Genomic DNA, 25,898 nt, shown 5'->3' with positions numbered 1-25,898 from the left:
ACCTGACCGAGCGCTAGGGCATACAAAAGCTCCGTGATCGATGGTTTTTTCGGAACTATCCATCTGCATCCTGTATGGTGCCGGTTTAAGGCTTCGAAAGTGGGTTGGCTTCGCGCTCAATGTCATTCAGCAAGCACTACAGGCAGCTTGATATGCAGTCCACTATGCTCTCAGGCAGCATGGACTGGTTGGTTTTATCAGCGCAATGTCGACCGAAATCGGGATATGTATGACTGTACAGCAGCGTAACAATGTACATATCGAGGGTGACGGCCCGGCTACCCTGATTCTGTCTCACGGTTTTGGCTGCGACCAGTCGATGTGGAAGGCGTTGTCGCCGCATTTCATTCCACACATGCGTGTCATCACCTACGATCTGGTCGGTGCGGGGCAGTCCGATCTCGCTGCCTACGACAGAGCGAAATACTCGACCCTGTTGGGCTATGCCGATGACCTGAACGCAATCATCGATGATTTCGGCCAGGGCCCGGTCATTATTGCGGGGCATTCGGTCAGTGCCATGATCGGTGTGCTGGCCGAGCTACGGCAGCCAGGCAGAATCGCGGGGCTGGTGTTGATCGGGGGGTCGCCTTGTTACATCGACTCGAACGGTTACAACGGCGGCTTCAGTCAGAAGGAAGTGCTGGAGCTGCTGTCGATGATCGATGAGAATTACCTTGGCTGGTCCAGCACCATGGCGCCTGTGCTGATGGGTGCGTCGGGTGAGCCCGCGATGCAGGAAGAGTTGGCCAGCAGCTTCCGTCGCACCAACGCAGAGATCGCCCGGCATTTCGCCCGCGTGATCTTCTTGTCCGACCACCGCGAGGATGTGAAAGGCTTGAATGTGCCGACGCTGATCCTGCAGAGCAGAGTGGACCCGGTAGTTCCGGTGGCCGTGGGCGAGTACCTGGAAAGGGTGATGCCCAGCAGCCAGCTTGTACTGGTGGACAACATGGGCCATTACCCGCAGCTCAGCGCCTCCAGCGCCTGCGCCGCGGCCATGGACGGGTTTTTCGCCCGCCTGGGGCTGGGCCGTGAATGATCCGACCGTGATGTTCGACGCGTCTTACTTCGAGCATGCGCCTTGCGGCCTGGTCGTCATGGAGGCGGACGGCACACTGCTGCGCTGCAACGCCACCTTTGGCAACTGGCTGGGGTATGACGTAGCGCAGTTGAAACAGCGCAGTTTCGATCAGTTGCTGACCACCGTGGGCCGTACCTTCCAGCTTACCCACTGGGGGCCTTTGCTGAACTTGCAGGGCTCGATTTCCGAGGTGAAGGTCGGCCTGCGTCACCGCGATGGTCACGTGGTGGCCATGCTGCTCAATGCCGTGCGCCGTGAAACCGCTGAAGGGATTCGCTTTCAGCTAGCCTTGTTCAGTACCAGCGAGCGTGATCGTAACGAGCACACGGTGTTTCAGGCCATGCAACGGGCCGAGGAACTGCTGGCGCAAAAAATCAGCGCCGAGCATGCCCTGCAGCGCGCACAGGACGACCTGGCCCTGGCCTACGCCGAGGCCCAGCGGCGTGCGCTACTGGCCGAGCAGATGGTAGCGGTTGCCAGCCATGATTTGAAAAACCCCATGACCGCTATCCGGATGGCCACCGAACTGCTGGGGCGTGATGCCCAGGGCGAGCGGGCCCGGCGCCTGTTGGGCAGCATCAACACATCGGCCGAGCGCGCGCAGCGCATGATCGTCGACCTGCTGGATTTCGCCTCGGTCAGGCTAGGCCAGGGCATCAGCATCAAGCGTCAGCGAGTCGACCTGTTGCGGGTGGTGGATCAATGTGTCAGCGAGCTGAAGATCACCTTCTGCCACGCCAGCATTCGTCATCTTTCCCGCGGGCAGGCCATGTTCGAAGTGGATCAGGACAGGCTGCAGCAAATGATCGGCAACCTGGTCGCCAATAGCGTTGCCTACGGTGACTTGCGCCAGCCGATTACGGTGACCACTGACTGTTTCGCGGACAGCGTGCTGATCAGCGTGCACAACCACGGCCCCGCCATCGCCGAAGCAGTGATACCCACCTTGTACGAGCCAATGACGCGCGGCAGCGACCGCCAGGAAGGGCTGCGGTCCATCGGCCTTGGTCTGTTCATTGTCAAGGAAGTTGCCCACGCCCACGGCGGGCACATCTCCATGACCTCCAATGCCGTGTACGGCACTACCTTCATGGTTCAGTTGTACAAGGAGCGCCCGGCCACCGAGGCGTAGTCACTTCTGACCTGTCAGTTTTTCCGAGTGAGACTCGGTAGTATGATGGCGCAAGGACAATTAAAAAGGCGGCTTACCTGGTAGTACGTTCTCGGTTTCTCGTGGGGGTAACAGGAGCGTGTCGCATGATGAAATTCCAATCGCTGGCAGGCGCTGTGTTGATGGTTGGGGTGAGTACCCTGTTGTTGGCTGGCTGTGCCCATGATGGTGATGTGCGCGACAGTCATGACAACACTTACGGGACCACCGCGAAAAGCCCACCCACGTACCTGGGTTGCGTCAGAAGCGAACTTCCAGCCCAGGTGAAAACCTATGAGATCCAGAGTAGCGACTCGGTCAGGCTGTTCGTTGAAAGCACCGATCCTGACAAGGCCGATGGCCTTGTCGAGTTGAAGGGGGCAGGGCCCAAGCGCCAATACGCGGCCTACCAGCGTGACGCCTGGTACGACCACGGAAGGCTGCTTGATGCCGCTCTGCTGTGCTCGAAAGCTTGATTGCCCACGCGCTTTGAAACAACGAACCAGCGCCTGCGGTACCTGCGGGAGCTGGCTTACCTGCGATGGGCTGCCCAGCAGCCCCTTAACGGGTGATACAGCATTACGCACTATTAAAGCAGTTTGAATGGAGAGCAGCGGGTGGAAGCAAGAAGCGTTGTCGCCGAAATGTTCATTGGAATCCCGACGCATTTCTGGGTATTGCCGGTGGCCGGCCTGGTAGCCTATTACGGTTTGAAATGGTCGGTCAGGTTCGGCAGCCGGGCCACCCTGTTGCAAGTATCGACTTACCTGTTGTTGCTGGCACTGGCAGTGCTGCCCAATGGTATTTATGCGCTGTTTCCGCCAACGCCTGATCCTGATGTGCTGCTCAACAACGCGCCGTTGCCCAATTATGCAGGCCGTTTTTATCTGGACGCATTCTACGTTTTCAGCGGCTGGGCACTCAGTAAAGTCGTGAAGCTCAAGTTTCGCTAGGCCGGCGCTGCGGCCAGCTTTCACCTGCGCCCTCGCCGCCGTCCATTCTCGCAGCAACGGCGCGCAGTTGCTCCGCAACCCCATCAATAGCGCGCACGTGCGCGGTGACATCGATGTCGCCTGGCGAACTGCCGCGAGCCAGCATGAAGCGCACATGGCCACTCATGGTCTGGCTAAGCTGGTCCAGATGATCTGCTGTTCTGACCAGATCTGACTTGATGGTGCGAAGCGTTTCCATAATGCGGGGCCTGATTGTCTGATGCTGTTGCGCCAGGGGTCAGCAAAGGCAGGCCTGAGTGATCAGGCCTCATCCAGCAACAGTTCCGGATCGAAGAAGAACGAGGCCAGCAGCACCGCGGTGATTACGCCCGATGCGTCGGCAATGAACAATAGCAGGGCGCTGGCGTCGCCCGGGGTGAGGTGGGTCCTGAGGGCGAAGTCCACGCCGTGCGGGAACGCGGCGATCATCAGCAGCATGGTGGCTAACAAGGCAGAAAGCAACTTCAGATAGGCGCGTCCAAACGCCAGCCCAAAAGCCCAGAACACCAGGATGCAGAGGACAGCCAAGCCAGTGGCGGTTGCATATTGGGTGAGTAGTTCCAGCCACCAGAGCATGGCAATCTCCTGAACGAAGCGAGCACTGAGTCAAGGTAAGTGAACAGGGCCAGCCCGAATCTGCGCTGCCTGTTGCTCATCAGAAGCGGAGCGGATTCAATTCGTTCCGTCGTTATAAGCAAATAGTCGCTGTAACGCGCTGCCGTTGAACCACAGGCCTCTCATGGCCAGACTTTGGTTGATTGGTCAGTCGGTATCGGTCTCGTTAGAATGCAGCATATCCATACGAGTCAATTGCAAATGCATACTTTTCGTATTTTTATCAGTTCATTGTTAATCGCCGGCCTCGCCGGTTGTGCGACGCCTGGCAAGCCGACGGCCAGCAAGCTCAGTTCGAAAACGCCCCAGGAATATGCGGCCTGCGTGTTGCCGAAATGGCAGGCTGTGGCCCCGCAAGCCACGCAGAAATCGATTGCCCATGGCTATCGGCTGACGGCATCCAGTGCCGTGGCCAGTGACGATGTACTGGAGGTGATCGATTCAGGCGAAGGCAGCCGTGCTACGTTCTACAAAGGCAGTTTCTTGTCCGGGGACAAGTTGCGCCAGGCGGCCAAGGATTGCCTGGACTGAGACAGCGCCGAGCGCGGCTGGGTCCTTTCAGACCGCGCCAGGTTTCAACCGGGCTTACGACTGCTTGATCAGTTTGCGCCCGGCCCCTCGGCGTACCACACTGCATATCCAGCGCTTGCCGCAGCGATAGGGCGCACGGATGAAGGTAAGGTCCGCGATGCGCCGCGCCCCCTGAGCCTTGAGTGCCTGGGCGAGCTGGGCGAGCGTTTCTGCCACGATGGTCATGGTTCACCTCATGAATTGACTGCATTCATAATTCTCGACCCATCAGAAGAACCCGTGACTCAGTTCGATTAGGGTTAATCACAAAGTGATAGAGTGGACGCCTCAGTCCGCCCGTCCGGTGCGGATCAGTGCCTGCTGTGCAGTTACCCGAGCAAGAAAGCGGATGCGCCACAGACGGTGGATCTTTACAGTGGCGACATCGCAATCTGCTGGAGCCCGCTGATGTCCAGCGCATTCACCATGATGCAATCGCCTGTGGGCACGCTTACCCTGGTAGCGCGCGGCGATCGTCTGGCAGCCGTGCTGTGGGAGAACGAGCGCGAAAACCGCGTGCGCCTGGGCGCACTGCACCGTGACGATCAGTGCCCGGTGCTGCTGGAAACCGCTCGCCAACTGGGTGAGTACTTCAGCGGCAAGCGCCGACAGTTCGAGCTGCCGCTGGATTTTGCCGGTACCGGGTTCCAGCGCCAGGTGTGGGCCGCGTTGCTGGCCATACCCTTCGGTGAAACCCGCAGCTACGCCGAGATTGCCCGGCAGCTCGGCAACCCCGGTGCGGTGCGTGCAGTGGGCGCGGCCAATGGCCGCAACCCCATCTCGATCATCGCGCCTTGCCACCGGGTCATCGGTGCATCGGGCAACTTGACCGGGTTTGCCGGCGGGCTGGCGGCCAAGCAATACCTGCTGGCGCTGGAAGGGCGGCAGAGCCTGGTGCTGGACCTTTAGCTGTTCAGCCGAACCAGCTGGCGATCAGGCAGGCCAGCACCGCCAGTACCGAACCTGCCATCAAGGTGTAGTGCCGGTGGGCCCGCCGCGCAGCCTGTTGCACTTCACGCAGGTAGGCGCCGGGTGTCGGCGCGTCGGGCCGGTGACGCAAATGCTCGGCCACGTCGGCCATTTGCCCCCGGATGATCAGGCCGGTCAGGTAGTAGGCACAGGCATAGCTGAGCAGGGCCAGTACGAAATAGGTCATACCGGGTCCAGTGGCAGCGCAATGGCATTGGCCTGGCGGGTATCCAGGACGATGAGGCCTTCGCTGCGGTCGTCCAGGCTGGCCAGCATGTGGCCCTTGCTGTCCCACGCAGCCGAGCCGCCGGCGCCAATGAAGGTGTCGGCTGGCCCGACGCAGTTTGCCAGCAGCACCGGCATGGCCAGCTCGCGGGCGACCCGCATGTAGTGCGGGTGACCCTCGCTGATCCCTTTGGCGGTTTTCGCCACGCTGACCATGTACAGGTCGGCGCCATGTTCACGGGCCGCAGCGGCATGCCCCATGAACATCGACTCGTAGCAGATCGCCGGGGCGATGCAGTGTTCACCCAATGTCAGCAACAAGGCTTGGTCACCGGCGCTGAACCAGGCCAACTCATCGGCATGCAAGCGCCGTTTGGCATAGACCTGGCGCGGTGCATTGGGGCTGAACACAGGCATGCCGATGCGTATGCCGTCAGGGGCTGGCAGCGGCAGGCCGACGGCAACGGTGATGCCCAGGCGGTCACTGGCGGCCTGCAGCGGGTCCAGCTGCCTGGCGCTGACCGGCATGGCCGCCTGGCGTGCCACACTGGGCTCATAGCCGGTCAGCGACAACTCGGGAAACACCACCAGTTCGGCGCCAAGCGCTGCAGCCTGTTCGATGCAGGCCAGATGGCGCTGCAGGTTGGCTGAGACCTCGCCTTTGAGCGATGCCAGTTGTACGGCGCACAGCTTCATGTAAACCCTTCCCTGGTAGAGGTTGAAGCCGCCAGCATACTATCGGCCACGACGCCTGTACCAGTGAAGGGGCGTTCAGCGAGCACAAGGGGCGAAAGTGGCCCGCGACCTGCGCGCTTGGAGCAGGTTGTGCCATGCTGTTCATCAAGGGTGCGATGCGTGCGGGGGGAGGCCGGGTCCGTCAGCCTTTCATCCCTGCCTGGGCAGCGCCAGCAGAGGAACAGTGAGATGGGACGGTTACGGCGCATGATCGCCAACCTGCGGGGCCGCGACCTGGCAGTGGGCGATATTCACGGCCATTTCCAGCGCCTGCAGCAATGCCTGGATGCGGTGGGTTTCGACCCCGCCGTGGACCGCCTGTTCAGCGTGGGCGACCTGGTCGACCGCGGGCCAGACAACGAGGCGGCCCTGGAGTGGCTGGCCAAGCCTTGGTTTCATGCCGTGCAAGGCAATCATGAGGCCTTGGCCATTACCCGCGTGCGGGGTGGGAAACTGGACCTGGCCATGTACCGCGAAGCTGGCGGCGGTTGGTTCATCGACCTGCCGCGGGCCGAGCAACTGCGCTTCGTCGAACGTTTCGAGCAACTGCCGATTGCGATCGAGGTTGAAAGTGCGGCAGGCCTGGTCGGCCTGCTGCATGCCGACAGCCCGACTGCCGATTGGCTGCAATTGAGAACGTGGCTGGAGCTGCTGGATGACCCCAAAGTCAGGCAAGTATGCCAGTGGTCGCGGCGGCGACTCAGGGCTGGCGATACCGAGCCGGTGCAAGGGCTGCGTGCCTTGCTGGTGGGCCACACGCCGGTGCCGCAGGCCACGCTGCTGGGCAATGTCTGGCACCTGGACACCGGCGGCTGGGCCAGCGGCCACTTCACCTTGGTGGACATGCGCAGCCTGAAGCTGGTCAGCCCCAGGCCAGGTGTAACAGCACAGCCGCGCCCAAGAGCACCAGCATGATCCCGGAGCTGCGTTCCAGCCACGGCAGCCAGCGCGCGAAGCGCCGCAGTACCCGCTGGTTGCCGATGGCCACGGCGATCAGCAGGTCCCACAGCAGCACCACACCGAACATCCACAGCGCGCAAGCGGCTTTCCAGCCGGCACTGGCGCTGCCCACCATACTGGCCAGGCTCGCGTAGAACAGTGCGTTCTTGGGGTTGAGAAGGGCAGACAGCAAACCCATGCCCAGCCCCTGCCACCACCCTGGCCCAGTGTGCTTGCCAACGGCCGCAGTCAGGCGGGTATGCCCTGCATGGCGCAGGAACAGCATACCGATGTACACCAGGTAGACGGCACCGACCAATTGCAGGCTGGCAAACAATGGGCTGCCTTCCTGGAGCATCGACAAGCCGGTGAAGGCCACGGTGATGAACGCACCATTGGCCAGGGCGATACCCAGGCACACGCCGCTGGCGCTACGCCAGCCGCTGCTGACCGACGTGCGTGCGACCAGGAAGAAGTCTGGGCCTGGCGATAGCAGTGCAAGGAAATGGACGAGGGCGACGATCAGGAATATTTGCATGGACCGGGCTGCTCTGCGTTAAAGGCCGCAGTCTGCTGCCGGGCTGGCATGGCGTATTGAAGAATATTGCAGGGGCCTCATGGGTCAGCCTCGCGGCTGTGCACCTTCAAGCGCCGCGATACTGCCCCGGTGTCACCCCCACATGAGCCTTGAACACCCGCTGGAAATGGCTCTGGTCGGCAAACCCCAACCGGTAGGCCACCTCTGCCAGTGCCTGCCCTTTGCCCAGCAGCTGCCGCCCAAGGTTGACCCTGGCGTTGAGCAGGTAAGCATGGGGGGTGAAACCGGTGGCTGCACGAAACGCACGAATCAACTGATAGCGCCCAAGCCCGGCCTCCCGCGCCAGTACCGCCAGGCTCAACTGTGCCGGATCCTGGGCTTCGATCCTTGCGATCAAGCCGCTCAGGGCCGTAGCCGCCAATGCCGGTGCCGGTGCCAGCGGCAGCTGCGCGGCAAAGTCCAGGTCCCCGAGAAAGGCGACCAGCGCCGCGTCTTTCTCTGCATTGCTGGCGGTGGAGAACAGCAGGCCGTTCAGCTCGCAGAATTGTTGGTACAGCAGTGCCTCCCGGCAGATACGCGCAGGGGCGCCAGCCCCGCCGTCACCCAGTTCCGACTCCAGGCGCAGTTGCGACAGCCAGTGGGCATCCACATGCAGCATCTGGTAGCTCCAGGCATAGCCGGGTGCGGGGTTGCAGGCATGTACGCGCCGGGGCGGGACCAGCACCAGGGTTCCAGGTGTCAACCGCGCCTGCCCGCCGCCAGCGCCGCTGAACAGGCTGAGGCCAGCATCCACTGCGCCGATGGAGAATGTCGGGTGGCTGTGGGCTTTGTAGCAGGCGCGGCTATGGCAGGCGCGCCGGCTTTCCACATGTGGCAGGTTCGGGTCGCGCCACAGTGCGGCGTGGGTACGGGGCATTATGCGCTCCTCGGGGTTGTCGGCAGGGTAACAGCTGCAAGGCACCTGTACAGTTTTTATCGCTGGCTGTCACTTGACCGAATGGCCCCGGGCCCGCCGAAATAGGCGCCTGCTGCCAAAGGAAAACAAGAATGGACTTATCGAGCCTGCTGCTCTTCATCCCCGCCTGCTTCGCCCTGAACATGGCCCCGGGGCCGAACAACCTGCTGTCGCTGCACAACGCCAGCCGCTACGGGCTGCGCACCGCCTGTGTCGCCGGTGCCGGGCGCATTCTGGCGTTCAGTGGCATGATCGCGCTGGCGGCCATGGGCCTGGCGGTGGTGCTGCATACCAGTGAATACCTGTTTCTGGCCATCAAAGTGGTGGGCGCGGGTTACCTGTTCTACATTGCCTGGCAACTGTGGCGGGCACCGGTGGGCGTGGCTGCGAGCACCGGCGGTGAGTTACGGGGCATGTGGCACCTGGCGCGGCAGGAATGCTTCGTAGCGGCCGGCAACCCGAAGGCGATCCTGATTTTCACTGCGTTCCTGCCGCAGTTCGTAACCGTCGACAGTCGTATGCCGGTCAGTGAGCAGTTCCTCTGGCTGGGAGCGCTGTTCCTGGTGCTGGAATGGGCCGCGATCGCCCTCTATGCAGGCCTTGGCGCCTACCTGCAGCGCTGGTTCAGCCAGCCAGGCCCGCGGCGCCTGTTCAACCGGGTCAGCGCCTCGCTGTTGGGTTGCGCTGGCCTCGGCCTACTGGTGGCGCGTCGCTAGGGTTCAACCCGGGTAGTAAGCTGTAAATGTCAGGTGGCACAGGGCCAGTGCGTTAGTCGCGGTAGAAGGTTTGCACCAGGTGGTAGCCGAACTTGCTCTTGATCGGGCCGTGTACCACGCGCAGGGGCTTCTTGAAGATGACTTGGTCGATGGCGCCGACCATTTGCCCTGGGCGGACTTCACCCAGGTCGCCGCCCCGTTTGCCGGACGGGCAAGTCGAGAACTTTTTCGCCAGCACGTCGAACGCCTCGCCATTGGCGATACGCTGCTTGAGCTTTTCGGCTTCGTCAGCGGTCTTGACCAGAATATGGCGGGCTTGAGCTTTCATGGATTACCTGTGCTTCGGGGGGTGAAAAGCGCGCATTATGCCTGATTGCTGCGTGTTTGTGGCCATTCACCCAGCCCCGTGGGCGGTGCTCTCGCACCGCTGATAGCGCATGAACTAGCAGCCGCGTCAGCGGCGAACACCGGCAAAAACCGGTGCCAACCACCGCGGGAGCCTGCGTCACTGGGCCAACCAGCCCCCGTCAACGTTCCAGGCGGCACCACGCACCTGGCTACCCGCTTCGCTGCACAGGAAAAGCACAAGCTCGCCCAGGTGCTGCGGGGTAACGAAGGCCAGCGAGGGTTGCTTTTCCGCCAGCAGGTCATGCTGCGCCTGCAGCGCATCGCCACCGTTGGCGGCACGGTCATCGATCTGTTGCTGCACCAGCGGGGTCAGCACCCAGCCCGGGCAAATGGCGTTGCAGGTGACAGGGCTGGTGGCGGTTTCCAGGCCCACGACCTTGGTCAGGCCCACTACGCCATGCTTGGCGGCCACGTACGCCGCCTTGCCGGTCGAACCGACCAGGCCATGCACAGAGGCAATGTTGATGATGCGCCCCCAATTGCGCGCGCGCATGCCCGGCAGCGCCAGGCGTGTGCCATGGAAGACCGCCGACAGGTTGAGCGCGATGATCTTGTCCCAGCTTTGCACCGGAAACCGTTCGACCGGGGCCACATGCTGGATACCAGCGTTGTTGACCAGGATGTCGACGCCGCCGAACTCGCGCTCGGCCGCGGCGAACAATGCCTCGATCTGGGCGACCTCGGCCAGGTCGGCCGGGTGATGGATGGCTTTTACCCCGTGCCGGGCAATTTCCGCCAGGGCGGGTGCCGGGTCGCCAAAGCCGTTGAGGACGATGTTGGCACCGGCCCGGGCCAGTACCTGGGCGATACCCAGGCCGATGCCGCTGGTCGAGCCGGTCACGAGTGCAGTCTTGCCGTTGAGGGTCATGCAGTGCTCCTTAGACAATGCCAGTGGCGTAGAACGTGGCAATTACCACGAACACTGCCAGGGTCTTGATCAGGGTAATACCGAAAATATCCTTGTAGGCTTCCCGGTGGGTCAGGCCGGTGACTGCCAGCAGGGTGATCACCGCGCCGTTGTGCGGCAGGGTGTCCATGCCGCCGCTGGCCATGGCCGCTACCCGGTGCAGCACCTCGAGCGGAATGTTGGCGGCATGGGCGGCGGCGATGAAGGTGTCACCCATGGCGGCCAGCGCAATACTCATGCCGCCCGAGGCAGAGCCGGTGATGCCGGCCAACAAGGTGACGGTGATGGCTTCATTGACCAGGGGGTTGGGGATGCCGCGCAGGGCATCGGCCAGCACCAGGAAGCCAGGCAGCGAGGCGATCACTGCGCCAAAGCCATACTCCGAGGCCGTGTTCATGGCTGCCAGCAAGGCGCCGCCGACAGCACTTTTGGTGCCTTCGGCCAAACGGCTGCGGATGGCGCCGAAGGCACATGCGAGCACCATCAGGATGCCGACCAGCAATGCTGCCTGTACCGCCCAGATGGCGGTCAGCTTGGCCACGTCGCTGTTCACTGGGGCACTCATGCCGGGCAGTTGCAAGCTGTGGCTGGCGCCGTACCACTGCGGGATCCAGTGGGTGAACAGCAGGTTCATCACCCCCACCAGCATCAACGGGGATATCGCCAGCCAGGGGTTGGGCAACCTCAGGTCGGCAGCGGTTTCCGGTTCGTTGCGCAAGTCGGTGCCATACCCTTCACCGGCACGCTGGGCTTTGTTGCGCTGGCGCTGCAGGTAGGCCATGCCGGTGCAGAACACGAACAGTGTGCCGATCAGGCCCAGCCAGGGTGCGGCCCAGGCGGTGGTGTTGAAAAAGGTGCTGGGGATGATGTTCTGGATCTGCGGGGTACCGGGCAGGGCGTCCATGGTGAATGAAAACGCCCCCAAGGCAATGGTGGCCGGGATCAGCCGTTTGGGGATATTGCTCTGGCGGAACATCTCGGCCGCAAACGGGTATACCGCAAACACCACCACGAACAGCGAGACGCCGCCGTAGGTCAGCAACGCACAGACCAGCACGATCACCAGCATGGCCTGGCGGGTGCCGAGCAGGCGGATGGCAGCGGCCACGATCGAGCGGGAAAAGCCGGACAGCTCGATCAGTTTGCCGAACACCGCACCCAGCAGGAACACCGGGAAATACAGCTTGATGAAGCCCACCATTTTTTCCATGAAAACCCCGGTGAAGGCGGGGGCAACGGCGGACGGGTCAGTGAGCAGAACGGCGCCGAGGGCCGCGATAGGGGCGAACAGTATGACGCTGTAGCCGCGGTAGGCGGCCAGCATCAGCAGGGCCAGCGCGGCAAGGGCGATGAGCACGGTCATCGGGTGTCTCCTGGGTGAGTCTTGTTGTTATCGGTTTGCAGGAGAAAGCGGATATCGTGCCAATTTTTAACTTATTGATTTACATAGAGTTTTTATTTTTTTCAGTGTTTCAGTCTCTGTTTTGAGATTTTGTTGCTCAAGCGCACGCACCTTCTCCTCCCAGATTGGCAAGCTGCCTGCCTGCACAACGGAGCTTGTACGGCTATCTCTAAAAAGGGACAAAAGTCTCTACTCAGAGACCAAGCGCCACCATTTTTTTGTACAAGGTCGAGCGCCCCAGCCCCAGCGCCTTTGCCGCCTGCGGCACGTTGCCCGCATGGTCCGCCAACGCCCCGGCGATCAGTGAGCGCTCGAATGCCTCGCACGCCTCGCGGTAGGTCTGGCGCACCGGTGCCGCCGACAGCGGACTCAACGGCCCCAACGCCGCACGCAAGTCTGCCACCCCCAGGCGCGGTTGATCGGCCAGCAAGGTCGCCCGCTCCAGCACGTTGCGCAGTTCACGGATATTCCCCGGCCAGGCATGGCGTGCCAGCAGTTGCTGCGCCTCGGTTTCCAGCTCGTATTGGCTGCCCAGCTCTGCCAGCACGGCCTCGCATAACGCCGGCAGGTCCTCCAGCCGCTGCCGCAGCGGGGGTACTTCGATCGGTAACACGTTCAGCCGGTAGTACAGGTCGGCGCGGAATGCGCCGCGGGCCATGGCCGCCTGCAGGTCGATGGACGTGGCCGCAATGATGCGCACGTCGCTGCGCAGCATCTGGTTCGACCCCACCGGCTCGTATTCCTTTTCCTGCAGCACCCGCAGCAGCTTGCTTTGCAAGGCCAGCGGCATGTCGCCGATTTCATCGAGGAACAATGTGCCGCCTTCGGCCAGTTGCAGCTTGCCGCTGCGGCCTTTGCGGTCCGCCCCGGTAAAGGCACCGGGCGCGGTGCCGAAGAACTCGGCCTCCAGCAGTGTTTCCGGGATGGCGGCGCTGTTGATGCTGACGAACGCTTTGTGGGCCCGGGCCGAGGCGGCATGGATGGCGTGCGCCAGCAACTCCTTGCCCGTGCCCGTCTCGCCCAGCAACAGCACCGGCGAGTCACTGCCTGCACCGCGCCGCGCACGGCGCTTGGCTTCCAGGCTGGCAGCGCTGCTGCCAACGAACTGCGCAAAGCTGTACTTGGCCTGGCGGGCGCGCAGTTGCGAGCGGGTCGAGGCAAGCTCCTGCTGCATGCTCGAATAACGCTTGAGCAGCGGCGACAGGCTGCGCAACTGATCGAACAGGGCAAAACCGATGGCGCCGATCAGCGCGCCTTGGTCGTCGTGGATAGGCAGGCGCATGACCACCAACGGCTCGTTCGGCGTGTCCAGCATGTCCAGCAGGATAGGCCGGCCATTGCTCACCACCTCGCGCATCAGGCTACCTGGGATCACTGCTTCGCAGGGCTGGCCAATCGCACTGGCCGCGTCGGCCAGGCCAAAGCGCCGGGCATAGCGTTCGTTCATCCAGGCGATACGCGCCTGGCGGTCGACGATCACCGTACCCTCGCTGGACTGTTCGATGATCTCGAACAACGAACGGATCGCCAGTTGCCGAACGTAGGGGTAGTCCTTGAGGCTGTCGCTGTCGTGCATGGAAAAAGTCCTGAATACGTTGTTTGCCCGCGCCGGCACCTTGCCTGAAACGTCAGCCCTTCGGGTCAAACGCCTGCCGCAAGGCATCGCCGATGAACACCAGCAGCGACAAGATCAGCGCCAGGGCAAAGAACGCGGTAAAGCCCAGCCACGGTGCCTCCAGGTGTTGCTTGCCCTGGGTCACCAACTCCCCCAGCGAGGCGCTGCCCGCGGGCATGCCGAAACCGAGGAAGTCCAGCGCGGTCAGCGTGGTGATGGCCCCGGTGAGCATGAACGGCACGTAGGTCAGTGTGGCATTCAAGGCATTGGGCAAGATATGCCGAAGCATGACCTGGCTGTCTGGCAAACCCAGCGCCCGGGCTGCTTTGACGTATTCCAGGTTGCGCCCCCGCAGGAACTCGGCCCGCACCACGTCGACCAGGGTCAGCCATGAAAACAGCGCCATGATCCCCAGCAGCCACCAGAAATCCGGCTCGACGAACCCGCTGAGGATGATCAGCAGGTACAACACCGGCAGCCCGGACCATACCTCCAGCAGGCGCTGGCCGAACAGGTCGACCCAGCCGCCGTGGTAGCCCTGCAGGGCGCCTGCCGTCACCCCGATGACCACGCTGATCACGGTCAGGGCAAAGGCAAACAGCAAAGACACCCGCGTGCCATACAACACCCGGGCCAGCACATCACGGCCCTGGTCATCGGTACCCAGCCAGTTGCTGCTGCTCGGTGGGCTGGGCGTTGGGACCTGCAAGTCGTAGTTCGGGGTGTCGGCGCTGAACGGGATCGGTGCGAACAGCATCCAGCCGCCCTGGTCCTCGATCAGCTTGCGCACGTAGGCGCTGCGGTAGTCGGGCTGGAACGGCAGCTGGCCGCCAAATTGCTGCTCGGTATAACGCTTGAGCGCCGGTACGTACAGTTCGCCCTGGTAGCCCAGTAGCAACGGCTTGTCGTTGGCCACCAGCTCGGCGCCCAGGCTCAGCGACAGCAGGGCGGCGAATACCCACAGCGATACCCAGCCCAGGCGGTTGCGGCGAAAGCGTTGCAGGCGCCGGCGCGCCACAGGCGACAGCATCAGTGTGCCCTCGTGTCGAAGTCGATGCGCGGGTCCAGCAAGGTGTAGGCCAGGTCGCCGATCAGGCGGATCAGCAGCCCTGCCAAGGTGAAGATGAACAACGTACCGAAGACGATGGGGTAGTCGCGGGACACGGCGGCGTCGTAGCTCATGCGGCCCAGGCCATCCAGTGAGAAAATTACCTCGATCAGCAGCGAGCCGGCGAAGAACACGCTGATAAGTGCCTGTGGCAACCCTGCCACCACCAGCAGCATGGCGTTGCGCAATACATGGCCGTAGAGCACCCGCCGCTCGCTCAGGCCCTTGGCCCGGGCGGTGACCACGTACTGGCGCGAAATTTCGTCGAGGAAGGCATTTTTGGTCAGCAAGGTGAGGGTGGCGAACCCGCCGATCACCAGGGCGCCGACGGGCAGTACCAGGTGCCAGAAGTAATCGGTCACCTTGCCGAGCAGGCTCAGCTCGTCGAAGTTGTCGGAAACCAGGCCACGCACCGGAAACCAGTTCAGCGAAGTGCCGCCGGCAAACACCACGATCAGCATCAGGGCGAACAGGAACGAGGGCAGGGCGTAGCCGACCACGATCAGTGCGCTGCTCCAGGCATCGAAGTGGCTGCCGTGGCGCACCGCCTTGCGAATGCCCAGGGGGATGGACACCAGGTAGGTGATCAGCGTGGCCCAGAAGCCCAGCGACAGGGTGACCGGCAGTTTGTCGAGGATCAGGTCGGTGACCTTGGCACCCCGGAAAAAACTGTTGCCGAAGTCCAGCCGGGCATACTGGCCCAGCATCAGCCAAAGGCGCTCGGGCGCTGACTTGTCGAAGCCGTACTGGCGCTTGATCTCTTCGATCAGTTTGGGGTCGAGCCCGCGGGTGGCGCGTGATTCACCGTGCACAACCTCCGAGCGCGCACCGGGGGCGCCACCGCCGATGCCTTGCAGGCGCGCCACGGCTTGTTCCACCGGGCCGCCTGGCGCGGCCTGCACGATGACGAAGTTGACCAGCAGAATCGCCAGCAAGGTCGGGATGATCAGCAGCAGGCGGCGCAACAGGTAGCGGGTCATGGGGCGGCGTTCCGGCGTATGGCCATCTGTTCATTGGTCAGCGCCGTTGGGCTGATCTCCCACCAGGTGTCCAGGCCTTCATCGTAGGTGGCCTGAACCTTGGGCAAGCCGAAGCGGTTCCACCAGACGGTGGAGCTGCCTGGCGGGTAGTAGTTGGGGATCCAGTAGTAATTCCACTGCAGCACCCGGTCCAGGGCGTGAGCGTGGCGCAGCATGTCGGCCTCGCTGGCAGCGCGTACCAGGCCGTCGATCAGGTGGTCGACGGCCGGGTCCTGCAGCACCATCAGGTTGTTCGAACCGGGGTCGTGGGCAGCGGCCGAGCCGAAGTAGTTGTACAGCTCGGCACCCGGTGAAAGCGTCACCGGGTAGCCGGTCACAACCATATCGTAGTCACGGGCCATCAGCCGGTTGACGTACTGCGCCGAGTCGACGTTACGGATGTTGAGGGTAACGCCGATCTGTGCCAGGTTGCGCTTCCAGGGCAACAACAGGCGCTCCATGCCGGCCTGGCCGTTGAGGAAGGTGAACGCCAGTGGCTCACCTTCGCGGTTGACCAGGCGGTCGCCATCGGCATGCCAGCCGGCCTGCTGCAGCAGGGCCAGGGCTTGCAACTGCTGGGCGCGGATGATTCCCGAGCCATCAGTGACCGGTGCCGTGAACACGTGGTCGAAGACTTCCTGCGGCACCTGGCCACGCAGCGGTTCGAGCAGTTTCAGCTCGCCGGCATCGGGTAGCTGGCGGGCGGCCAGCGGTGTATTGGAGAACACGCTCTGCTGGCGGATGTACAGGTTGCGCATCATCTGCCGGTTGCTCCACTCGAAGTCCCAGAGCATGCCCAGTGCCTGACGCACACGGCGGTCCTTGAACTGCGGCCGGTCCAGGTTGAACACGAAGCCCTGGGCTACCTGCGGTTTGGCCGGGCCCAGGTGGGCCCGTTGCAGGCGACCGTCGTCCAGTGTGGCGCCGTTGTAACCCAGGGTGTAGGCGGTTGCGGAGAACTCGCGGTTGTAATCGTAGCCCCCGCCCTTGAGCACCTGGCGCGCCACCTCGGTGTCGCCGAAGTACTCGATGCGCAGTTTGGCGAAATTGTAGCGGCCACGGCTGGCCGGCAGGTCACGGGCCCACCAGGTGGGGTCACGCTCGAAGGTGATGCTGCGGCCATTGTCGATCTGGCCGATGCGGTAGGGCCCACTGCCGACCGGTTTGTCGAAGCCGGCCCCGTTGGCGAAATCGCGTTGCTGCCAGTCGTGCTCGGGCAGCACGGGCAAGCTGGCCAGGTCCAGCGCCAGGGTATGGCCGTGCCCGGGCTTGAAGTCGAAGCGGATGCTGCGCGGGCCTTCCACGGTCACCGCGCTGACGTCGGCGAACTGGGTGCGGTAGGTCAGGCTGCCTTTGCTCATCAGCAGGTCGTAGGTGAAGCGCACGTCTTCGGCGCGCACCGGCTTGCCGTCGGCAAAGGTCGCCCGAGGGTCGATATCGAAACGCAGCCAGGCGTCATCCGGGCCACGCTCCATGCGCCGGGCGATCAGCCCATAGACGGTGTAGGGTTCGTCGAATGAGCGCACGGCCAGGGGTGCGAACAACAGGCCATCGACCTGGCTGACACCAATACCTTTGTCGATGTACGGCAGGATATGGTCGAACTGGCCAATCTCGATGGCCGAGCGGCGCAGCATGCCGCCCTTGGGGGCGCTGGGGTTCACATAGTCGAAATGCTGGAAACTGGCGCCGTAGCGGGGGGCTTCGCCGTACACCGTGAGGGCATGGGTGGGGGCGGCCAGGGTATCGAGGGCGAAACAAAGCAGCAACAGGCACCACAACCCCTGCAGAAGCGGGTTACCCCGCGAATACGCCCGAGCATGCAGCCTCGTTGCCTGAGCTGACGTATTCGCGTGTGAACCCGCTGCCACCGGGGGCATGAACAGCTGTTGGCTGCTTAGTCCTGACGGCTGGTGACTTCCAGCAGGTGGTAGCCGAACTGGGTCTTTACCGGGCCTTGCACGGTATTCACAGGTGCGCTGAACACCACGGTGTCGAATTCCTTGACCATCTGGCCTGGGCCGAACGAACCCAGGTCACCGCCCTGGCGGCTGGACGGGCAGGTGGAGTTGGCTTTGGCGATTTCAGCGAAATCGGCACCGGCTTCGATCTGGGCTTTCAGTTCGTTGCACTTGTCTTCGCTGGCAACGAGGATGTGACGGGCGGTTGCACGGGCCATGGGTACTGCTCCTTGGGGTAAAAAGTGCAAGCCTAGCGCACTTGTCCGGGGTATGTCTCGCCAGGCTTGCAACCATCGGTTCACAGTTGTTGTGCGGCTTCGCGCAACAGCGTTTCGGTCGAGGCCCAACCCAGGCAGCCGTCGGTGATCGACACGCCGTATTTCAGGGCGCCCTTGCCCAGCGCCTGGCAACCGTCGAACAGGTGGCCTTCGATCATCACGCCCACCAGCGAGCGGTCGCCGCTCAGGCGTTGCGCCAGCACCTCATTGAACACCGCAGGCTGGCGCGCTGGGTCCTTGCCGCTGTTGGCATGGCTGCAATCGACCATGATCCGTGGCTGCAAGCCAGCCTTGGCCAGCGCCTGGCGGGCGAGGGCAATGCTAGGGGCATCGTAGTTGGGCCCTTTGTGGCCGCCGCGCAGTACCAGATGGGTGTCGGGGTTGCCCAGGGTTTCGATGATCGCCGGGTGGCCTTGCGCGTCCAGGCCGAAGTGGCGGTGCGGGTGTGCGGCGCTGCGCATGGCGTCGCTGGCTACGGCAATACCACCATCGGTGCCGTTCTTGAAGCCCACTGGCAGCGCCAGGCCACTGACCATTTCGCGGTGGATCTGCGATTCGGTGGTACGCGCGCCGACCGCAGCCCAGGCCAGCAGGTCGTCGAAGTAGCCCGCGGCCAGCGGTTGCAGCAACTCGGTGGCGATGGGCAGGCCGCGCTCGATCATGCTAAGCATCAGCCCGCGAGACAGGGCGATGCCGGCATGCATGTCGTCGCTGCCATCCAGGTGCGGGTCATACGCCAGGCCTTTCCAGCCCACCGTGGTACGCGGTTTTTCGACGTAGGCGCGCATCACCAACAGCAGCTTGTCGTCGACGTCGCGGCTGAGGGCGGCCAGGCGGTCGGCGTATTCCAGCGCGGCGCGCGGGTCGTGGATCGAGCACGGGCCGACGATCACCAGCAGGCGCTGATCGTGGCCTTCGAGGATGTTGCGGATAGCCTGGCGGTGGGCATGGACTTGCTGGGCCAGGTCTGTGGCGAGCGGCATTTGCTGCTTGAGCAGGTGCGCACTGGGGAGGCGTTTGCTGACTGCGGTGTTGGCCGCTTGCGGCTGGGTCAGGGGCAGGGCGAGGCTGGAGGCGTGCATGGCATTTTTCCCTGGGCGGACGGCGGGGGCTGGCCCGCGCGGTCGGCCCTATCGAGGTGTTCGACAGATCGTTGAATTACTGTTGGCTGCTGCATTGCCACCTGTGCAAGACCGATCGGAGGCGGCTGGCTGGCCCGAGCGGGATTGGCTAAATCGCCAGGTGTAGGTGTCGGCGTAGTAATAGGTGGCGTAGTTCATGAAGCGGTCCTCAATGTGAATCAATGGTTTTTTCAAAGGCCTGAAACGCAAAACCCCCGGTCGGGGAGCCGACCGGGGGTTTGAGTATTCTCATGTTCGGCGGCCCCTCGAAGGTGGGCGCCGTGCAGGTATCGGCGCCTAGTGGCTAAACCAATACCCGAAGTAATAGCTTGCTGGAGCTACGCAGCCGGCAACGGCCAGCACAGGGCGCGGTTGGCGACCGGTGTGGTTGGCGAGGTGGCGGATGTGTGTTGGCATGTTGCACTCCAGTGAATGAGCCCGAGCTTACTGCAGTTCGGCTGGGCCATTCAATGGATAAATACTATGTGTTCAATCATTTATTTGTGTACTGAATGGTTAAACGGCCCTGTCAACGGCTGTCCTGATCTTCAGCGGTGCCACCGCTGGCGCCGGCACCCGAGCCAGTGGCCTCGCCGGTGCTGTTGGAGCCGCCCGTGGCGCCATCGGCGGCATCGGAGCTGCTGCCGGTGTCGCTACTGTCATTGCTTTTGCCGCTGCCAGGGGTGTTGACGCTGCTGCCCTCACCGGCAGTCTTGCCGCCAGATTGGTCGGTTTGTGGGTGGCTGTCGGTGTTGGTGGCCGTGGCGGCGAAGCTGGTGCCAGCGAGTGGGATCAGCGCCAATGCCAGGCACAGAGAGAGCGGGCGAATGCGGATCATGGGATATCTCCATTGTGCGGATGATCTGTCATTCGTTTGGCCTGGTGAGCCGGGCTGGGTGCCGTTCGGGCGACGAGCGGTAAGCGCAACAAGCGATGGGTGCCGCTGCGCCGGGCCGGCGATCAGCGAGATTGCGCGTGTTCTTGCAGAAGCTCGGGGCTGTTGAAGTTGCTCAAGCGGCGATCGTCTGCGCTGCACTCAAGCGCTTGCACCTTGGCGCGCAACAGGGCCTTCTGCAAGCTCCGCTCACCCTCGGCCCAGGCTTGCTCCAGCACCGGCAACAACTGGCGCGGCAGCACGCTGAACATCGGCTGCCAGTAGCCGCCCTGGTGCGCCATCGCGGCACTGTCATTGGCCGCAGCAACCCGCAGCAGGTCTTCGATCAGTGCGCGGTCGACCAGCGGCGCATCGCAGGCCAGCACCACCACCCATGCATGCCGCGCCACCTTCAGCCCGGCAATCACCCCCGCCAGCGGCCCAGGGAAGTCGTTGTCGGCATCGCCCACCAACTGGTCGGCATACACCCGGTAGGCCTGCTGGTTGCGGTTGCAGGAAATCACCAGGTCGTCAGTCAGGGGCCGCAGCACGCGATGGATTGCGGCCACCAGTGGCTCGCCCTGCCAACTGATCAAGCCCTTGTCCCGGCCGCCCATACGTTGCCCGCGGCCTCCCGCGAGGATCAGGGCAGAGCAGGTGAGCAATTGTTCAGTCATTGGCTAAAGTCCGAGGCAGGTACGCAGGCAACCCTCACACGCACGACAGCGGTTGTCCAGCGGACGTGAACGCGGGGCCAGGGCACTGACATTTTTGCCAGTTGTGCCCGCCGCTGCTTCTCCCTTGAATAGGGCTGCAGCCTTGCCCTCGCAATGAGGGCAAGCCAGATTCCCAGGAGGAGGCAATTGAACAAAGCGCAACTTATTGAACAGGTAGCAGCGCGCGCCGAACTCAGCCAGGCGATGGCCAAAAAGGCAGTCGATGCCTTCATCGACGGGATCAAGGCGTCGCTGAGCACACACACGCCTGTCGCTTTGGTGGGTTTCGGCAGGTTCGAGACTGCCCGAAGGCCAGCGCGGGTCGGCAGGGACCCGCGGTCTGGCAAACCGTTGAACATACCTGCGGCGATGACGGTCAAGTTTCGAGCTGGCAAGGATCTGAAGGATGCCGTCAGATTCCGCGGGGAGCCCGAGGCCAAGACCAAACCCCGCAAGTGAACGCAGAGGGTCCCTGGGGACCCTCATTCAGGGGCTGTCGTGCAGCGCCTCGCCGGCCGTTGCGGTTTTGCGCGTGCCAGCCAGCCGCATCACGCTGACGAAGAACACCGGCACGAATACCACCGCCAGCGTTGCGCTCAGCATGCCGCCGATAACCCCGGTGCCAATTGCCTGTTGGCTGGCCGAGCTGGCACCGCTGGCGATCGCCAAGGGCACCACACCGAGGATGAACGCCAGCGATGTCATCACGATCGGCCGCAGGCGCAGGCGGGCGGCCTGTACGGCGGCATCGGCGGCGTCCACGCCCTGGTCGACCAGGTGCTTGGCGAACTCGATGATCAGAATGGCGTTCTTCGCCGACAGGCCGATCAAGGTGATCAGGCCGACCTTGAAGAACACGTCGTTGGGCATGCCGCGCAGGGTTACCGCCAGGACCGCACCCAGCACGCCGAGTGGCACCACCAGCAGCACTGCGGTGGGTATCGACCAACTCTCGTACAGCGCAGCCAGGCACAGGAACACCACCAGCAGCGACAGTGCCATCAACATCGGCGCCTGGCTGCCGGACAGGCGTTCTTGCAGTGACAGGCCGGTCCATTCCAGGCCCGTACCGGCGGGCAGTTGCGCGACCAGGCGCTCGATTTCGGCCATGGCTTCGCCCGAGCTGTAGCCGGCGGCCGGTTCGCCGGAAATCGACACCGCCGGGTAGCCGTTGTAGCGCGTCAGCTGCACCGGGCCGCTGACCCATTTGGCCTGGACGAACGCGGCCAACGGCACCATCTTGCCGCTGCTGTTGCGCACATGCATGTTCAGCAGGTCTTGCACCTGGCTGCGCTGGTCGCCTTCGGCCTGCACCACCACGCGCTGCATGCGGCCCTGGTTCGGGAAGTCGTTGACGTAGCTGGAGCCCACTGCCACGTCGAGTACCGAGCCGATATCGGCAAACGTCACGCCCAGGGCATTGGCCTGGCGGCGGTCGATCTCCAGCTGCACCTGCGGGCTTTCCGCCAGCGAGGCTTCGCGCACGTTGCTCAGTACCTTGCTCTTGGCGGCCTGCTCGAGCAGCTGGTCACGCGCCGCCATCAGCGCGCGGTGGCCCATGCCACCCCGGTCCTGCAGGCGGAAATCGAAGCCGGTCGACTCGCCAAGCCCGTCGATGGGCGGCGGCAGTACGGCGTAGGCCACCGCATCCTTGAGTTGCGTGAAGGCCTGATTGGCGCGCTCGGCAATCGCCTGGGCAGTGTGTTCGGCACCGCGCTCGGACCAGTCCTTGAGGGTGGTGAAGGCCAGCGCGGCGTTCTGCCCGCTGCCCGAGAAGCTGAAACCCAGGATCAGTGTGGTGTTGCCGACCCCCGGTTCTTCACTGTTGTGCGCCTCGATCTGGGCGGCCACCTGTTCGGTGCGCATGCGGCTGGCGCCCGGCGGCAGCTGGATGTCCGTAATGGTGTAGCCCTGGTCTTCGGTGGGCAGGAACGCCGTGGGCAGCTGGCTCAAGCCATAGCCCAATACCCCCAGCAGCAGCGCATACAGCAACAGGTAGCGCCCGCTGCGTTGCAGCGCTTGCATGACCCAGCGCTGGTAGCCATTGCTCATGCCCTCGAAACGGCGGTTGAACCAGCCGAAGAAACCCTTGCGTGCATGCTGTTCGCCCTTGGCCACAGGCTTGAGCAGCGTGGCGCACAGTGCCGGGGTCAGGCTGAGGGCGAGGAAGGCCGAGAACAGGATCGATACCGCCATGGCGACCGAAAACTGTTGGTAGATCACACCCACCGAACCTTGCATGAAGGCCATGGGCAGGAACACTGCCACCAGTACCAGGGTGATGCCGATGATCGCGCCGCTGATCTGGCTCATGGCCTTGCGCGTGGCTTGCCGGGGCGGCAAGCCTTCTTCGGCCATGATGCGTTCGACGTTTTCCACCACCACGATGGCGTCATCGACCAGGATGCCGATGGCCAGCACCATGCCGAACAGGGTCAGCACGTTGATCGAGAAACCCAGCGCCAGCATTACGGCGAAGGTGCCCATCAGTGCCACCGGTACCACCAGGGTCGGGATCAGCGTGTAGCGCAGGTTCTGCAGGAACAGGAACATCACCGCGAACACCAGCAGCATGGCTTCGAACAGGGTACTGATGACCTGCTCGATCGACACCTTGACGAACGGCGAGGTGTCGTAGGGGATGTCGTACCTGACCCCCTCGGGGAAGTAGCGCGCCAGGTCCTGCAGTTTCGCCCGTACCAGGGTGGCGGTCTGCATGGCATTGGCGCCCGGTGCCAGTTGCACGCTGAAGGCCGTTGCCGGCTTGCCGTTCAAGCGGGTGCCGTACTGGTATTCCTGTGCGCCGACTTCCACCCTGGCGACATCGCCAAGGGTGACCACGGAGCCGTCGGGGTTGGCGCGCAGCACAATGGCGGCGAACGCTTCCGGCGTGCTCAGCTGGCCTTTGACCACCACGTTGGCCGTGATTTCCTGAGTGCTGCGGCTGGGCAGGTCGCCAATGCTGCCAGGGGCTACCTGGGCGTTCTGGCCGGCGATGGCGTCGGCCACGTCGTTGGGCGTTAGGTTGAAACCGACCAGCTTGCGCGGGTCGATCCAGATGCGCATGGCCCGTTCCGAGCCATACAGCTGGGCCTTGCCGACGCCTTTGAGGCGGCGTATTTCATCCATCACGTTACGCGCCAGAATGTCCGACAGGGCGGTTTCGTCGAGTTTGCCGTCTGTGGAGGTGAGGGTGGCCAGCAGCAGAAAGCCGGTGGACACCTTCTCGACCTGCAGGCCCTGTTGGGTGACCGGCCGCGGCAGGCGGGACTCGACCACCTTCAGGCGGTTCTGCACGTCGACCTGGGCCAGGTCCGGGTGGGTGCCCGGGGCGAAGGTGGCGGTAATGGTGGCGCTGCCCAGGCTGCTCTGGGATTCGAAGTACAGCAGGTTGTCGGCCCCGTTGAGCTCCTGTTCGATCAGGCTGACCACGCTTTCGTCCATGGTGGCTGCCGAGGCGCCGGGGTATACGGCGTAGATCTCGACCTGCGGCGGTGCCACGTTGGGGTATTGGGCCACCGGCAGTTGCGGGATGGCCAGCGCGCCGGCCAGCAGGATGAACAGCGCGACCACCCAGGCGAATACCGGGCGGTCTATGAAGAATTGCGGCATGGGTCAGGCCCTCACTGGCCGTTGTGCTGTGCGATGGGCGGCGTTTGTGGGCTGGGGTCGACCTGCACCTGGTCGCCGGCCTTGACGTGCTGCAGGCCCTCAATGACCACCCGCTCACCAGCGGCCAGGCCGGCGCTGACGATCCAGCGGTCGCCCTGGGTATTGCCCAGCACCACCTCGCGCTCGCTCACCCGCGCCTGCGGGTCGACCACCAGTACCTTGGGCACCCCGGCGCTGTCACGCAGGATGGCGCGCTGCGGCACACTCAGGCCATGGGGTTGCACGGCCTGCTCGAGGCGCACGCGCACGTAGCTGCCGGGCAACAGGTCCAGGTCCGGGTTGGGGAACTCGCTGCGCAGGGTGATCTGGTTGGTGCTGGGGTCGACGCTGATGTCGGAGAACAGCAATTTGCCCGGCAGTGGGTAGGGGCTGCCGTCGTCCTGGATCAGCGTCGCCCGGGCCTGACCGTCGCCCACCTGCTGCAGCTCGCCCGCGCGCAAGGCGCGGCGCAGGGCATTGAGCTCGCGGGTGGATTGGGTGACATCGGCGTGGATCGGGTCCAGTTGCTGAATGGTCGCCAGCGGGGTGCTCTCGTTTTGCCCGACCAGCGCGCCTTCTGTGACCTGGGCACGGCCAATGCGCCCGGAGATGGGCGCGGTGACCGTGGCATAGCCGAGGTTGAGGCGTGCGCGCGCCAGTGCCGCCTTGGCTTCGGCTACGGCGGCATCGGCCTGCAGCAGGCTGGCCTTGGCATTGTCGTATTCCTGGCGGCTGACCGCCTTGTCGTCAACCAGCTGGCGGTAGCGCTGCTCTTGCAGGCGGGCCTGGTAGCGAGTGGCTTCGGCCTTGGCCAAGGTTGCGCGGGCACTGTCGTGGTCGGCTTTGAACGGCGCCGGGTCGATCAGGAACAGCACATCGCCTTGCTTGACGTCACTGCCTTCGCGGTACACCCGCTTGAGCACCACGCCGGCGACCCGCGCGCGCACTTCTGCGGTACGCGGGGCCAGGATGCGGCCACTGAGTTCGCTGCTGATGGCCAAGGGCTGCAGTTGCAGGGTTTCCACCCGTACTTGCGGGGTGGGCGCCTGTTCGTCTTGCTCGGCGCTGTTGCCGCAGCCGGCCAGGGACAGGCTCAGAAACGCCAGAAGCGCCACTGGGCGCAGGCGAAGGGAGAGGGTAGTAGGCATGCGGATCTTCCGATGATGACGGGGTATATGCTACGGCAGGCATTGCTGGGCGGCTGTTAATACCTGTAGGGCGAGTGTGAAAAAATGTAAAGAACAAGCCTGTGGTGTTGCAGTGTTCTATATCCTGAGTATTCCTGTGCCGGCTTCTTCGCGGGCTTGCCCGCTCCCACAAGGACCGCACAGTATCTGAAATCTGTGCTGT

The 25,898-nt window shown here is 63.5% G+C and carries 29 protein-coding genes; 9 read left to right on the top strand and 20 right to left on the bottom strand.

The features are described 5' to 3' along the window. Positions 1 to 229: 229 nt before the first annotated feature. The 4 genes from G1E_RS03695 to G1E_RS03680 all read left to right on the top strand — a co-directional run bounded on the left by G1E_RS03695 (position 230) and on the right by G1E_RS03680 (position 3,187). On the top strand, positions 230 to 1,042 hold the full coding sequence (locus tag G1E_RS03695; RefSeq protein ID WP_033691192.1) for an alpha/beta fold hydrolase: 813 nt from the start codon (positions 230 to 232) through the stop codon (positions 1,040 to 1,042). Positions 1,043 to 1,052: 10 nt separating this feature from the next. Next, a complete protein-coding gene (locus G1E_RS03690; protein WP_009686621.1) occupies positions 1,053 to 2,216 on the top strand; it encodes a PAS domain-containing sensor histidine kinase in 1,164 nt (387 codons plus the stop codon). Positions 2,217 to 2,341: 125 nt separating this feature from the next. Continuing rightward, complete coding sequence (locus tag G1E_RS03685) at positions 2,342 to 2,710, top strand: hypothetical protein (RefSeq protein WP_009686622.1); 369 nt, start codon at positions 2,342 to 2,344, stop codon at positions 2,708 to 2,710. 168 nt (positions 2,711 to 2,878) lie between these two features. Beyond that, on the top strand, positions 2,879 to 3,187 hold the full coding sequence (locus G1E_RS03680) for a hypothetical protein (protein ID WP_009686623.1): 309 nt from the start codon (positions 2,879 to 2,881) through the stop codon (positions 3,185 to 3,187). Here the strand turns inward: G1E_RS03680 and G1E_RS03675 are convergent. Further along, on the bottom strand, positions 3,174 to 3,425 hold the full coding sequence (locus G1E_RS03675; protein WP_009686624.1) for a hypothetical protein: 252 nt from the start codon (positions 3,423 to 3,425) through the stop codon (positions 3,174 to 3,176). The two genes, G1E_RS03680 and G1E_RS03675, sit on opposite strands and share 14 nt — an antisense overlap. A gap of 62 nt (positions 3,426 to 3,487) precedes the next feature. Beyond that, positions 3,488 to 3,802, bottom strand: coding sequence for a hypothetical protein (locus tag G1E_RS03670; protein ID WP_047149636.1), 315 nt, complete (start codon positions 3,800 to 3,802; stop codon positions 3,488 to 3,490). Between the two features lie 210 nt (positions 3,803 to 4,012). On the opposite strand from G1E_RS03670, the gene G1E_RS03665 reads away from it, so the two are divergent. Next, positions 4,013 to 4,372 carry a hypothetical protein gene (locus G1E_RS03665; RefSeq protein WP_033691203.1) on the top strand — a complete coding sequence of 120 codons (360 nt, stop codon included), beginning with the start codon at positions 4,013 to 4,015 and terminating at the stop codon, positions 4,370 to 4,372. 54 nt (positions 4,373 to 4,426) lie between these two features. Here G1E_RS03665 and G1E_RS28595 read toward each other — a convergent pair whose 3' ends face one another. Beyond that, positions 4,427 to 4,597, bottom strand: a complete 171-nt coding sequence (locus G1E_RS28595) for a hypothetical protein (RefSeq protein WP_009686627.1) — start codon at positions 4,595 to 4,597, stop codon at positions 4,427 to 4,429. A 222-nt stretch (positions 4,598 to 4,819) separates the two neighbouring features. Between G1E_RS28595 and G1E_RS03660 the strand changes: the two genes are divergently transcribed. Beyond that, positions 4,820 to 5,320, top strand: coding sequence for a methylated-DNA--[protein]-cysteine S-methyltransferase (locus tag G1E_RS03660; protein ID WP_009686628.1), 501 nt, complete (start codon positions 4,820 to 4,822; stop codon positions 5,318 to 5,320). Between the two features lie 4 nt (positions 5,321 to 5,324). Here G1E_RS03660 and G1E_RS03655 read toward each other — a convergent pair whose 3' ends face one another. Both G1E_RS03655 and G1E_RS03650 read right to left on the bottom strand, forming a co-directional pair. After that, the gene (locus tag G1E_RS03655; RefSeq protein ID WP_009686629.1) at positions 5,325 to 5,567 is read right to left on the bottom strand and encodes a hypothetical protein; all 243 of its coding nucleotides are present in this window, start codon (positions 5,565 to 5,567) and stop codon (positions 5,325 to 5,327) included. Further along, positions 5,564 to 6,301 carry a carbon-nitrogen hydrolase family protein gene (locus tag G1E_RS03650; protein WP_009686630.1) on the bottom strand — a complete coding sequence of 246 codons (738 nt, stop codon included), beginning with the start codon at positions 6,299 to 6,301 and terminating at the stop codon, positions 5,564 to 5,566. Before G1E_RS03650 ends, G1E_RS03655 begins: the two co-directional genes overlap by 4 nt. Before the next feature lie 228 nt (positions 6,302 to 6,529). Here G1E_RS03650 and G1E_RS03645 point away from each other — a divergent pair, with 228 nt between their 5' ends. Next, complete coding sequence (locus G1E_RS03645) at positions 6,530 to 7,255, top strand: metallophosphoesterase (protein ID WP_033691206.1); 726 nt, start codon at positions 6,530 to 6,532, stop codon at positions 7,253 to 7,255. Here G1E_RS03645 and G1E_RS03640 read toward each other — a convergent pair. Then, the gene (locus tag G1E_RS03640; protein ID WP_009686632.1) at positions 7,203 to 7,817 is read right to left on the bottom strand and encodes a LysE family translocator; all 615 of its coding nucleotides are present in this window, start codon (positions 7,815 to 7,817) and stop codon (positions 7,203 to 7,205) included. The genes G1E_RS03645 and G1E_RS03640 overlap by 53 nt on opposite strands. A gap of 106 nt (positions 7,818 to 7,923) precedes the next feature. Further along, the gene (locus G1E_RS03635; protein ID WP_047149635.1) at positions 7,924 to 8,733 is read right to left on the bottom strand and encodes an AraC family transcriptional regulator; all 810 of its coding nucleotides are present in this window, start codon (positions 8,731 to 8,733) and stop codon (positions 7,924 to 7,926) included. A gap of 131 nt (positions 8,734 to 8,864) precedes the next feature. Here G1E_RS03635 and G1E_RS03630 point away from each other — a divergent pair, with 131 nt between their 5' ends. Then, positions 8,865 to 9,488, top strand: a complete 624-nt coding sequence (locus G1E_RS03630; RefSeq protein ID WP_009686636.1) for a LysE family translocator — start codon at positions 8,865 to 8,867, stop codon at positions 9,486 to 9,488. Positions 9,489 to 9,540: 52 nt separating this feature from the next. Here G1E_RS03630 and G1E_RS03625 read toward each other — a convergent pair whose 3' ends face one another. The 11 genes from G1E_RS03625 to mobA all read right to left on the bottom strand — a co-directional run bounded on the left by G1E_RS03625 (position 9,541) and on the right by mobA (position 20,858). Continuing rightward, entirely contained in the window at positions 9,541 to 9,816 is a 276-nt protein-coding gene (locus G1E_RS03625) for a peptidylprolyl isomerase (RefSeq protein ID WP_009686637.1), read from the bottom strand. 177 nt (positions 9,817 to 9,993) lie between these two features. Then, positions 9,994 to 10,764: a 3-hydroxybutyrate dehydrogenase gene (gene hbdH, locus G1E_RS03620; protein WP_009686638.1), complete on the bottom strand. Its 771-nt coding sequence runs from the start codon at positions 10,762 to 10,764 to the stop codon at positions 9,994 to 9,996. Between the two features lie 10 nt (positions 10,765 to 10,774). Next, complete coding sequence (locus tag G1E_RS03615; protein WP_009686639.1) at positions 10,775 to 12,166, bottom strand: GntP family permease; 1,392 nt, start codon at positions 12,164 to 12,166, stop codon at positions 10,775 to 10,777. A 232-nt stretch (positions 12,167 to 12,398) separates the two neighbouring features. Further along, positions 12,399 to 13,781, bottom strand: a complete 1,383-nt coding sequence (locus G1E_RS03610; protein WP_047149634.1) for a sigma-54-dependent Fis family transcriptional regulator — start codon at positions 13,779 to 13,781, stop codon at positions 12,399 to 12,401. Between the two features lie 52 nt (positions 13,782 to 13,833). Further along, on the bottom strand, positions 13,834 to 14,850 hold the full coding sequence (locus tag G1E_RS03605) for an ABC transporter permease (protein ID WP_009686642.1): 1,017 nt from the start codon (positions 14,848 to 14,850) through the stop codon (positions 13,834 to 13,836). Next, complete coding sequence (locus G1E_RS03600) at positions 14,850 to 15,908, bottom strand: microcin C ABC transporter permease YejB (RefSeq protein WP_009686643.1); 1,059 nt, start codon at positions 15,906 to 15,908, stop codon at positions 14,850 to 14,852. Before G1E_RS03600 ends, G1E_RS03605 begins: the two co-directional genes overlap by 1 nt. Beyond that, entirely contained in the window at positions 15,905 to 17,833 is a 1,929-nt protein-coding gene (locus G1E_RS03595; RefSeq protein ID WP_370593758.1) for an extracellular solute-binding protein, read from the bottom strand. The genes G1E_RS03600 and G1E_RS03595 overlap by 4 nt, the downstream gene beginning before the upstream one ends. An 11-nt stretch (positions 17,834 to 17,844) precedes the next feature. Continuing rightward, a complete protein-coding gene (locus G1E_RS03590; RefSeq protein ID WP_009686645.1) occupies positions 17,845 to 18,126 on the bottom strand; it encodes a peptidylprolyl isomerase in 282 nt (93 codons plus the stop codon). 80 nt (positions 18,127 to 18,206) lie between these two features. After that, positions 18,207 to 19,268, bottom strand: coding sequence for a 3-deoxy-7-phosphoheptulonate synthase (locus G1E_RS03585; RefSeq protein ID WP_009686646.1), 1,062 nt, complete (start codon positions 19,266 to 19,268; stop codon positions 18,207 to 18,209). A 568-nt stretch (positions 19,269 to 19,836) separates the two neighbouring features. Then, positions 19,837 to 20,145 carry a hypothetical protein gene (locus G1E_RS03580; protein WP_009686647.1) on the bottom strand — a complete coding sequence of 103 codons (309 nt, stop codon included), beginning with the start codon at positions 20,143 to 20,145 and terminating at the stop codon, positions 19,837 to 19,839. A gap of 122 nt (positions 20,146 to 20,267) precedes the next feature. Continuing rightward, entirely contained in the window at positions 20,268 to 20,858 is a 591-nt protein-coding gene (gene mobA, locus G1E_RS03575; RefSeq protein ID WP_047149633.1) for a molybdenum cofactor guanylyltransferase MobA, read from the bottom strand. A gap of 186 nt (positions 20,859 to 21,044) precedes the next feature. Here mobA and G1E_RS03570 point away from each other — a divergent pair, with 186 nt between their 5' ends. After that, the gene (locus tag G1E_RS03570; protein ID WP_009686650.1) at positions 21,045 to 21,356 is read left to right on the top strand and encodes an HU family DNA-binding protein; all 312 of its coding nucleotides are present in this window, start codon (positions 21,045 to 21,047) and stop codon (positions 21,354 to 21,356) included. A 27-nt stretch (positions 21,357 to 21,383) separates the two neighbouring features. On the opposite strand, the gene G1E_RS03565 is transcribed toward G1E_RS03570, so the two are convergent. Together G1E_RS03565 and G1E_RS03560 are read right to left on the bottom strand one after the other, a co-directional pair. Beyond that, positions 21,384 to 24,509, bottom strand: a complete 3,126-nt coding sequence (locus G1E_RS03565; RefSeq protein ID WP_009686651.1) for an efflux RND transporter permease subunit — start codon at positions 24,507 to 24,509, stop codon at positions 21,384 to 21,386. An 11-nt stretch (positions 24,510 to 24,520) separates the two neighbouring features. Continuing rightward, a complete protein-coding gene (locus tag G1E_RS03560; protein ID WP_047149632.1) occupies positions 24,521 to 25,696 on the bottom strand; it encodes an efflux RND transporter periplasmic adaptor subunit in 1,176 nt (391 codons plus the stop codon). Positions 25,697 to 25,898: the final 202 nt, after the last annotated feature.

Source organism: Pseudomonas sp. TJI-51 (assembly GCF_000190455.2).
In the GTDB taxonomy this organism is placed as follows: domain Bacteria; phylum Pseudomonadota; class Gammaproteobacteria; order Pseudomonadales; family Pseudomonadaceae; genus Aquipseudomonas; species Aquipseudomonas juntendi.
This window is presented reverse-complemented; position numbering and strand designations above follow the sequence as displayed.

What these genes read in the sequence shown, in the direction of transcription:
- G1E_RS03695 (WP_033691192.1), top strand. Translation starts at nt 230, where the DNA reads ATGACTGTACAGCAGCGTAACAATGTACATATCGAGGGTGACGGCCCG.
- G1E_RS03690 (WP_009686621.1), top strand. Translation starts at nt 1,053, where the DNA reads ATGTTCGACGCGTCTTACTTCGAGCATGCGCCTTGCGGCCTGGTCGTC.
- G1E_RS03685 (WP_009686622.1), top strand. Translation starts at nt 2,342, where the DNA reads ATGATGAAATTCCAATCGCTGGCAGGCGCTGTGTTGATGGTTGGGGTG.
- G1E_RS03680 (WP_009686623.1), top strand. Translation starts at nt 2,879, where the DNA reads ATGTTCATTGGAATCCCGACGCATTTCTGGGTATTGCCGGTGGCCGGC.
- G1E_RS03675 (WP_009686624.1), bottom strand. Translation starts at nt 3,425, where the DNA reads ATGGAAACGCTTCGCACCATCAAGTCAGATCTGGTCAGAACAGCAGAT.
- G1E_RS03670 (WP_047149636.1), bottom strand. Translation starts at nt 3,802, where the DNA reads ATGCTCTGGTGGCTGGAACTACTCACCCAATATGCAACCGCCACTGGC.
- G1E_RS03665 (WP_033691203.1), top strand. Translation starts at nt 4,013, where the DNA reads ATGCAGCATATCCATACGAGTCAATTGCAAATGCATACTTTTCGTATT.
- G1E_RS28595 (WP_009686627.1), bottom strand. Translation starts at nt 4,597, where the DNA reads ATGACCATCGTGGCAGAAACGCTCGCCCAGCTCGCCCAGGCACTCAAG.
- G1E_RS03660 (WP_009686628.1), top strand. Translation starts at nt 4,820, where the DNA reads ATGTCCAGCGCATTCACCATGATGCAATCGCCTGTGGGCACGCTTACC.
- G1E_RS03655 (WP_009686629.1), bottom strand. Translation starts at nt 5,567, where the DNA reads ATGACCTATTTCGTACTGGCCCTGCTCAGCTATGCCTGTGCCTACTAC.
- G1E_RS03650 (WP_009686630.1), bottom strand. Translation starts at nt 6,301, where the DNA reads ATGAAGCTGTGCGCCGTACAACTGGCATCGCTCAAAGGCGAGGTCTCA.
- G1E_RS03645 (WP_033691206.1), top strand. Translation starts at nt 6,530, where the DNA reads ATGGGACGGTTACGGCGCATGATCGCCAACCTGCGGGGCCGCGACCTG.
- G1E_RS03640 (WP_009686632.1), bottom strand. Translation starts at nt 7,817, where the DNA reads ATGCAAATATTCCTGATCGTCGCCCTCGTCCATTTCCTTGCACTGCTA.
- G1E_RS03635 (WP_047149635.1), bottom strand. Translation starts at nt 8,733, where the DNA reads ATGCCCCGTACCCACGCCGCACTGTGGCGCGACCCGAACCTGCCACAT.
- G1E_RS03630 (WP_009686636.1), top strand. Translation starts at nt 8,865, where the DNA reads ATGGACTTATCGAGCCTGCTGCTCTTCATCCCCGCCTGCTTCGCCCTG.
- G1E_RS03625 (WP_009686637.1), bottom strand. Translation starts at nt 9,816, where the DNA reads ATGAAAGCTCAAGCCCGCCATATTCTGGTCAAGACCGCTGACGAAGCC.
- hbdH (WP_009686638.1), bottom strand. Translation starts at nt 10,764, where the DNA reads ATGACCCTCAACGGCAAGACTGCACTCGTGACCGGCTCGACCAGCGGC.
- G1E_RS03615 (WP_009686639.1), bottom strand. Translation starts at nt 12,166, where the DNA reads ATGACCGTGCTCATCGCCCTTGCCGCGCTGGCCCTGCTGATGCTGGCC.
- G1E_RS03610 (WP_047149634.1), bottom strand. Translation starts at nt 13,781, where the DNA reads ATGCACGACAGCGACAGCCTCAAGGACTACCCCTACGTTCGGCAACTG.
- G1E_RS03605 (WP_009686642.1), bottom strand. Translation starts at nt 14,850, where the DNA reads ATGCTGTCGCCTGTGGCGCGCCGGCGCCTGCAACGCTTTCGCCGCAAC.
- G1E_RS03600 (WP_009686643.1), bottom strand. Translation starts at nt 15,908, where the DNA reads ATGACCCGCTACCTGTTGCGCCGCCTGCTGCTGATCATCCCGACCTTG.
- G1E_RS03590 (WP_009686645.1), bottom strand. Translation starts at nt 18,126, where the DNA reads ATGGCCCGTGCAACCGCCCGTCACATCCTCGTTGCCAGCGAAGACAAG.
- G1E_RS03585 (WP_009686646.1), bottom strand. Translation starts at nt 19,268, where the DNA reads ATGCACGCCTCCAGCCTCGCCCTGCCCCTGACCCAGCCGCAAGCGGCC.
- G1E_RS03580 (WP_009686647.1), bottom strand. Translation starts at nt 20,145, where the DNA reads ATGATCCGCATTCGCCCGCTCTCTCTGTGCCTGGCATTGGCGCTGATC.
- mobA (WP_047149633.1), bottom strand. Translation starts at nt 20,858, where the DNA reads ATGACTGAACAATTGCTCACCTGCTCTGCCCTGATCCTCGCGGGAGGC.
- G1E_RS03565 (WP_009686651.1), bottom strand. Translation starts at nt 24,509, where the DNA reads ATGCCGCAATTCTTCATAGACCGCCCGGTATTCGCCTGGGTGGTCGCG.
- G1E_RS03560 (WP_047149632.1), bottom strand. Translation starts at nt 25,696, where the DNA reads ATGCCTACTACCCTCTCCCTTCGCCTGCGCCCAGTGGCGCTTCTGGCG.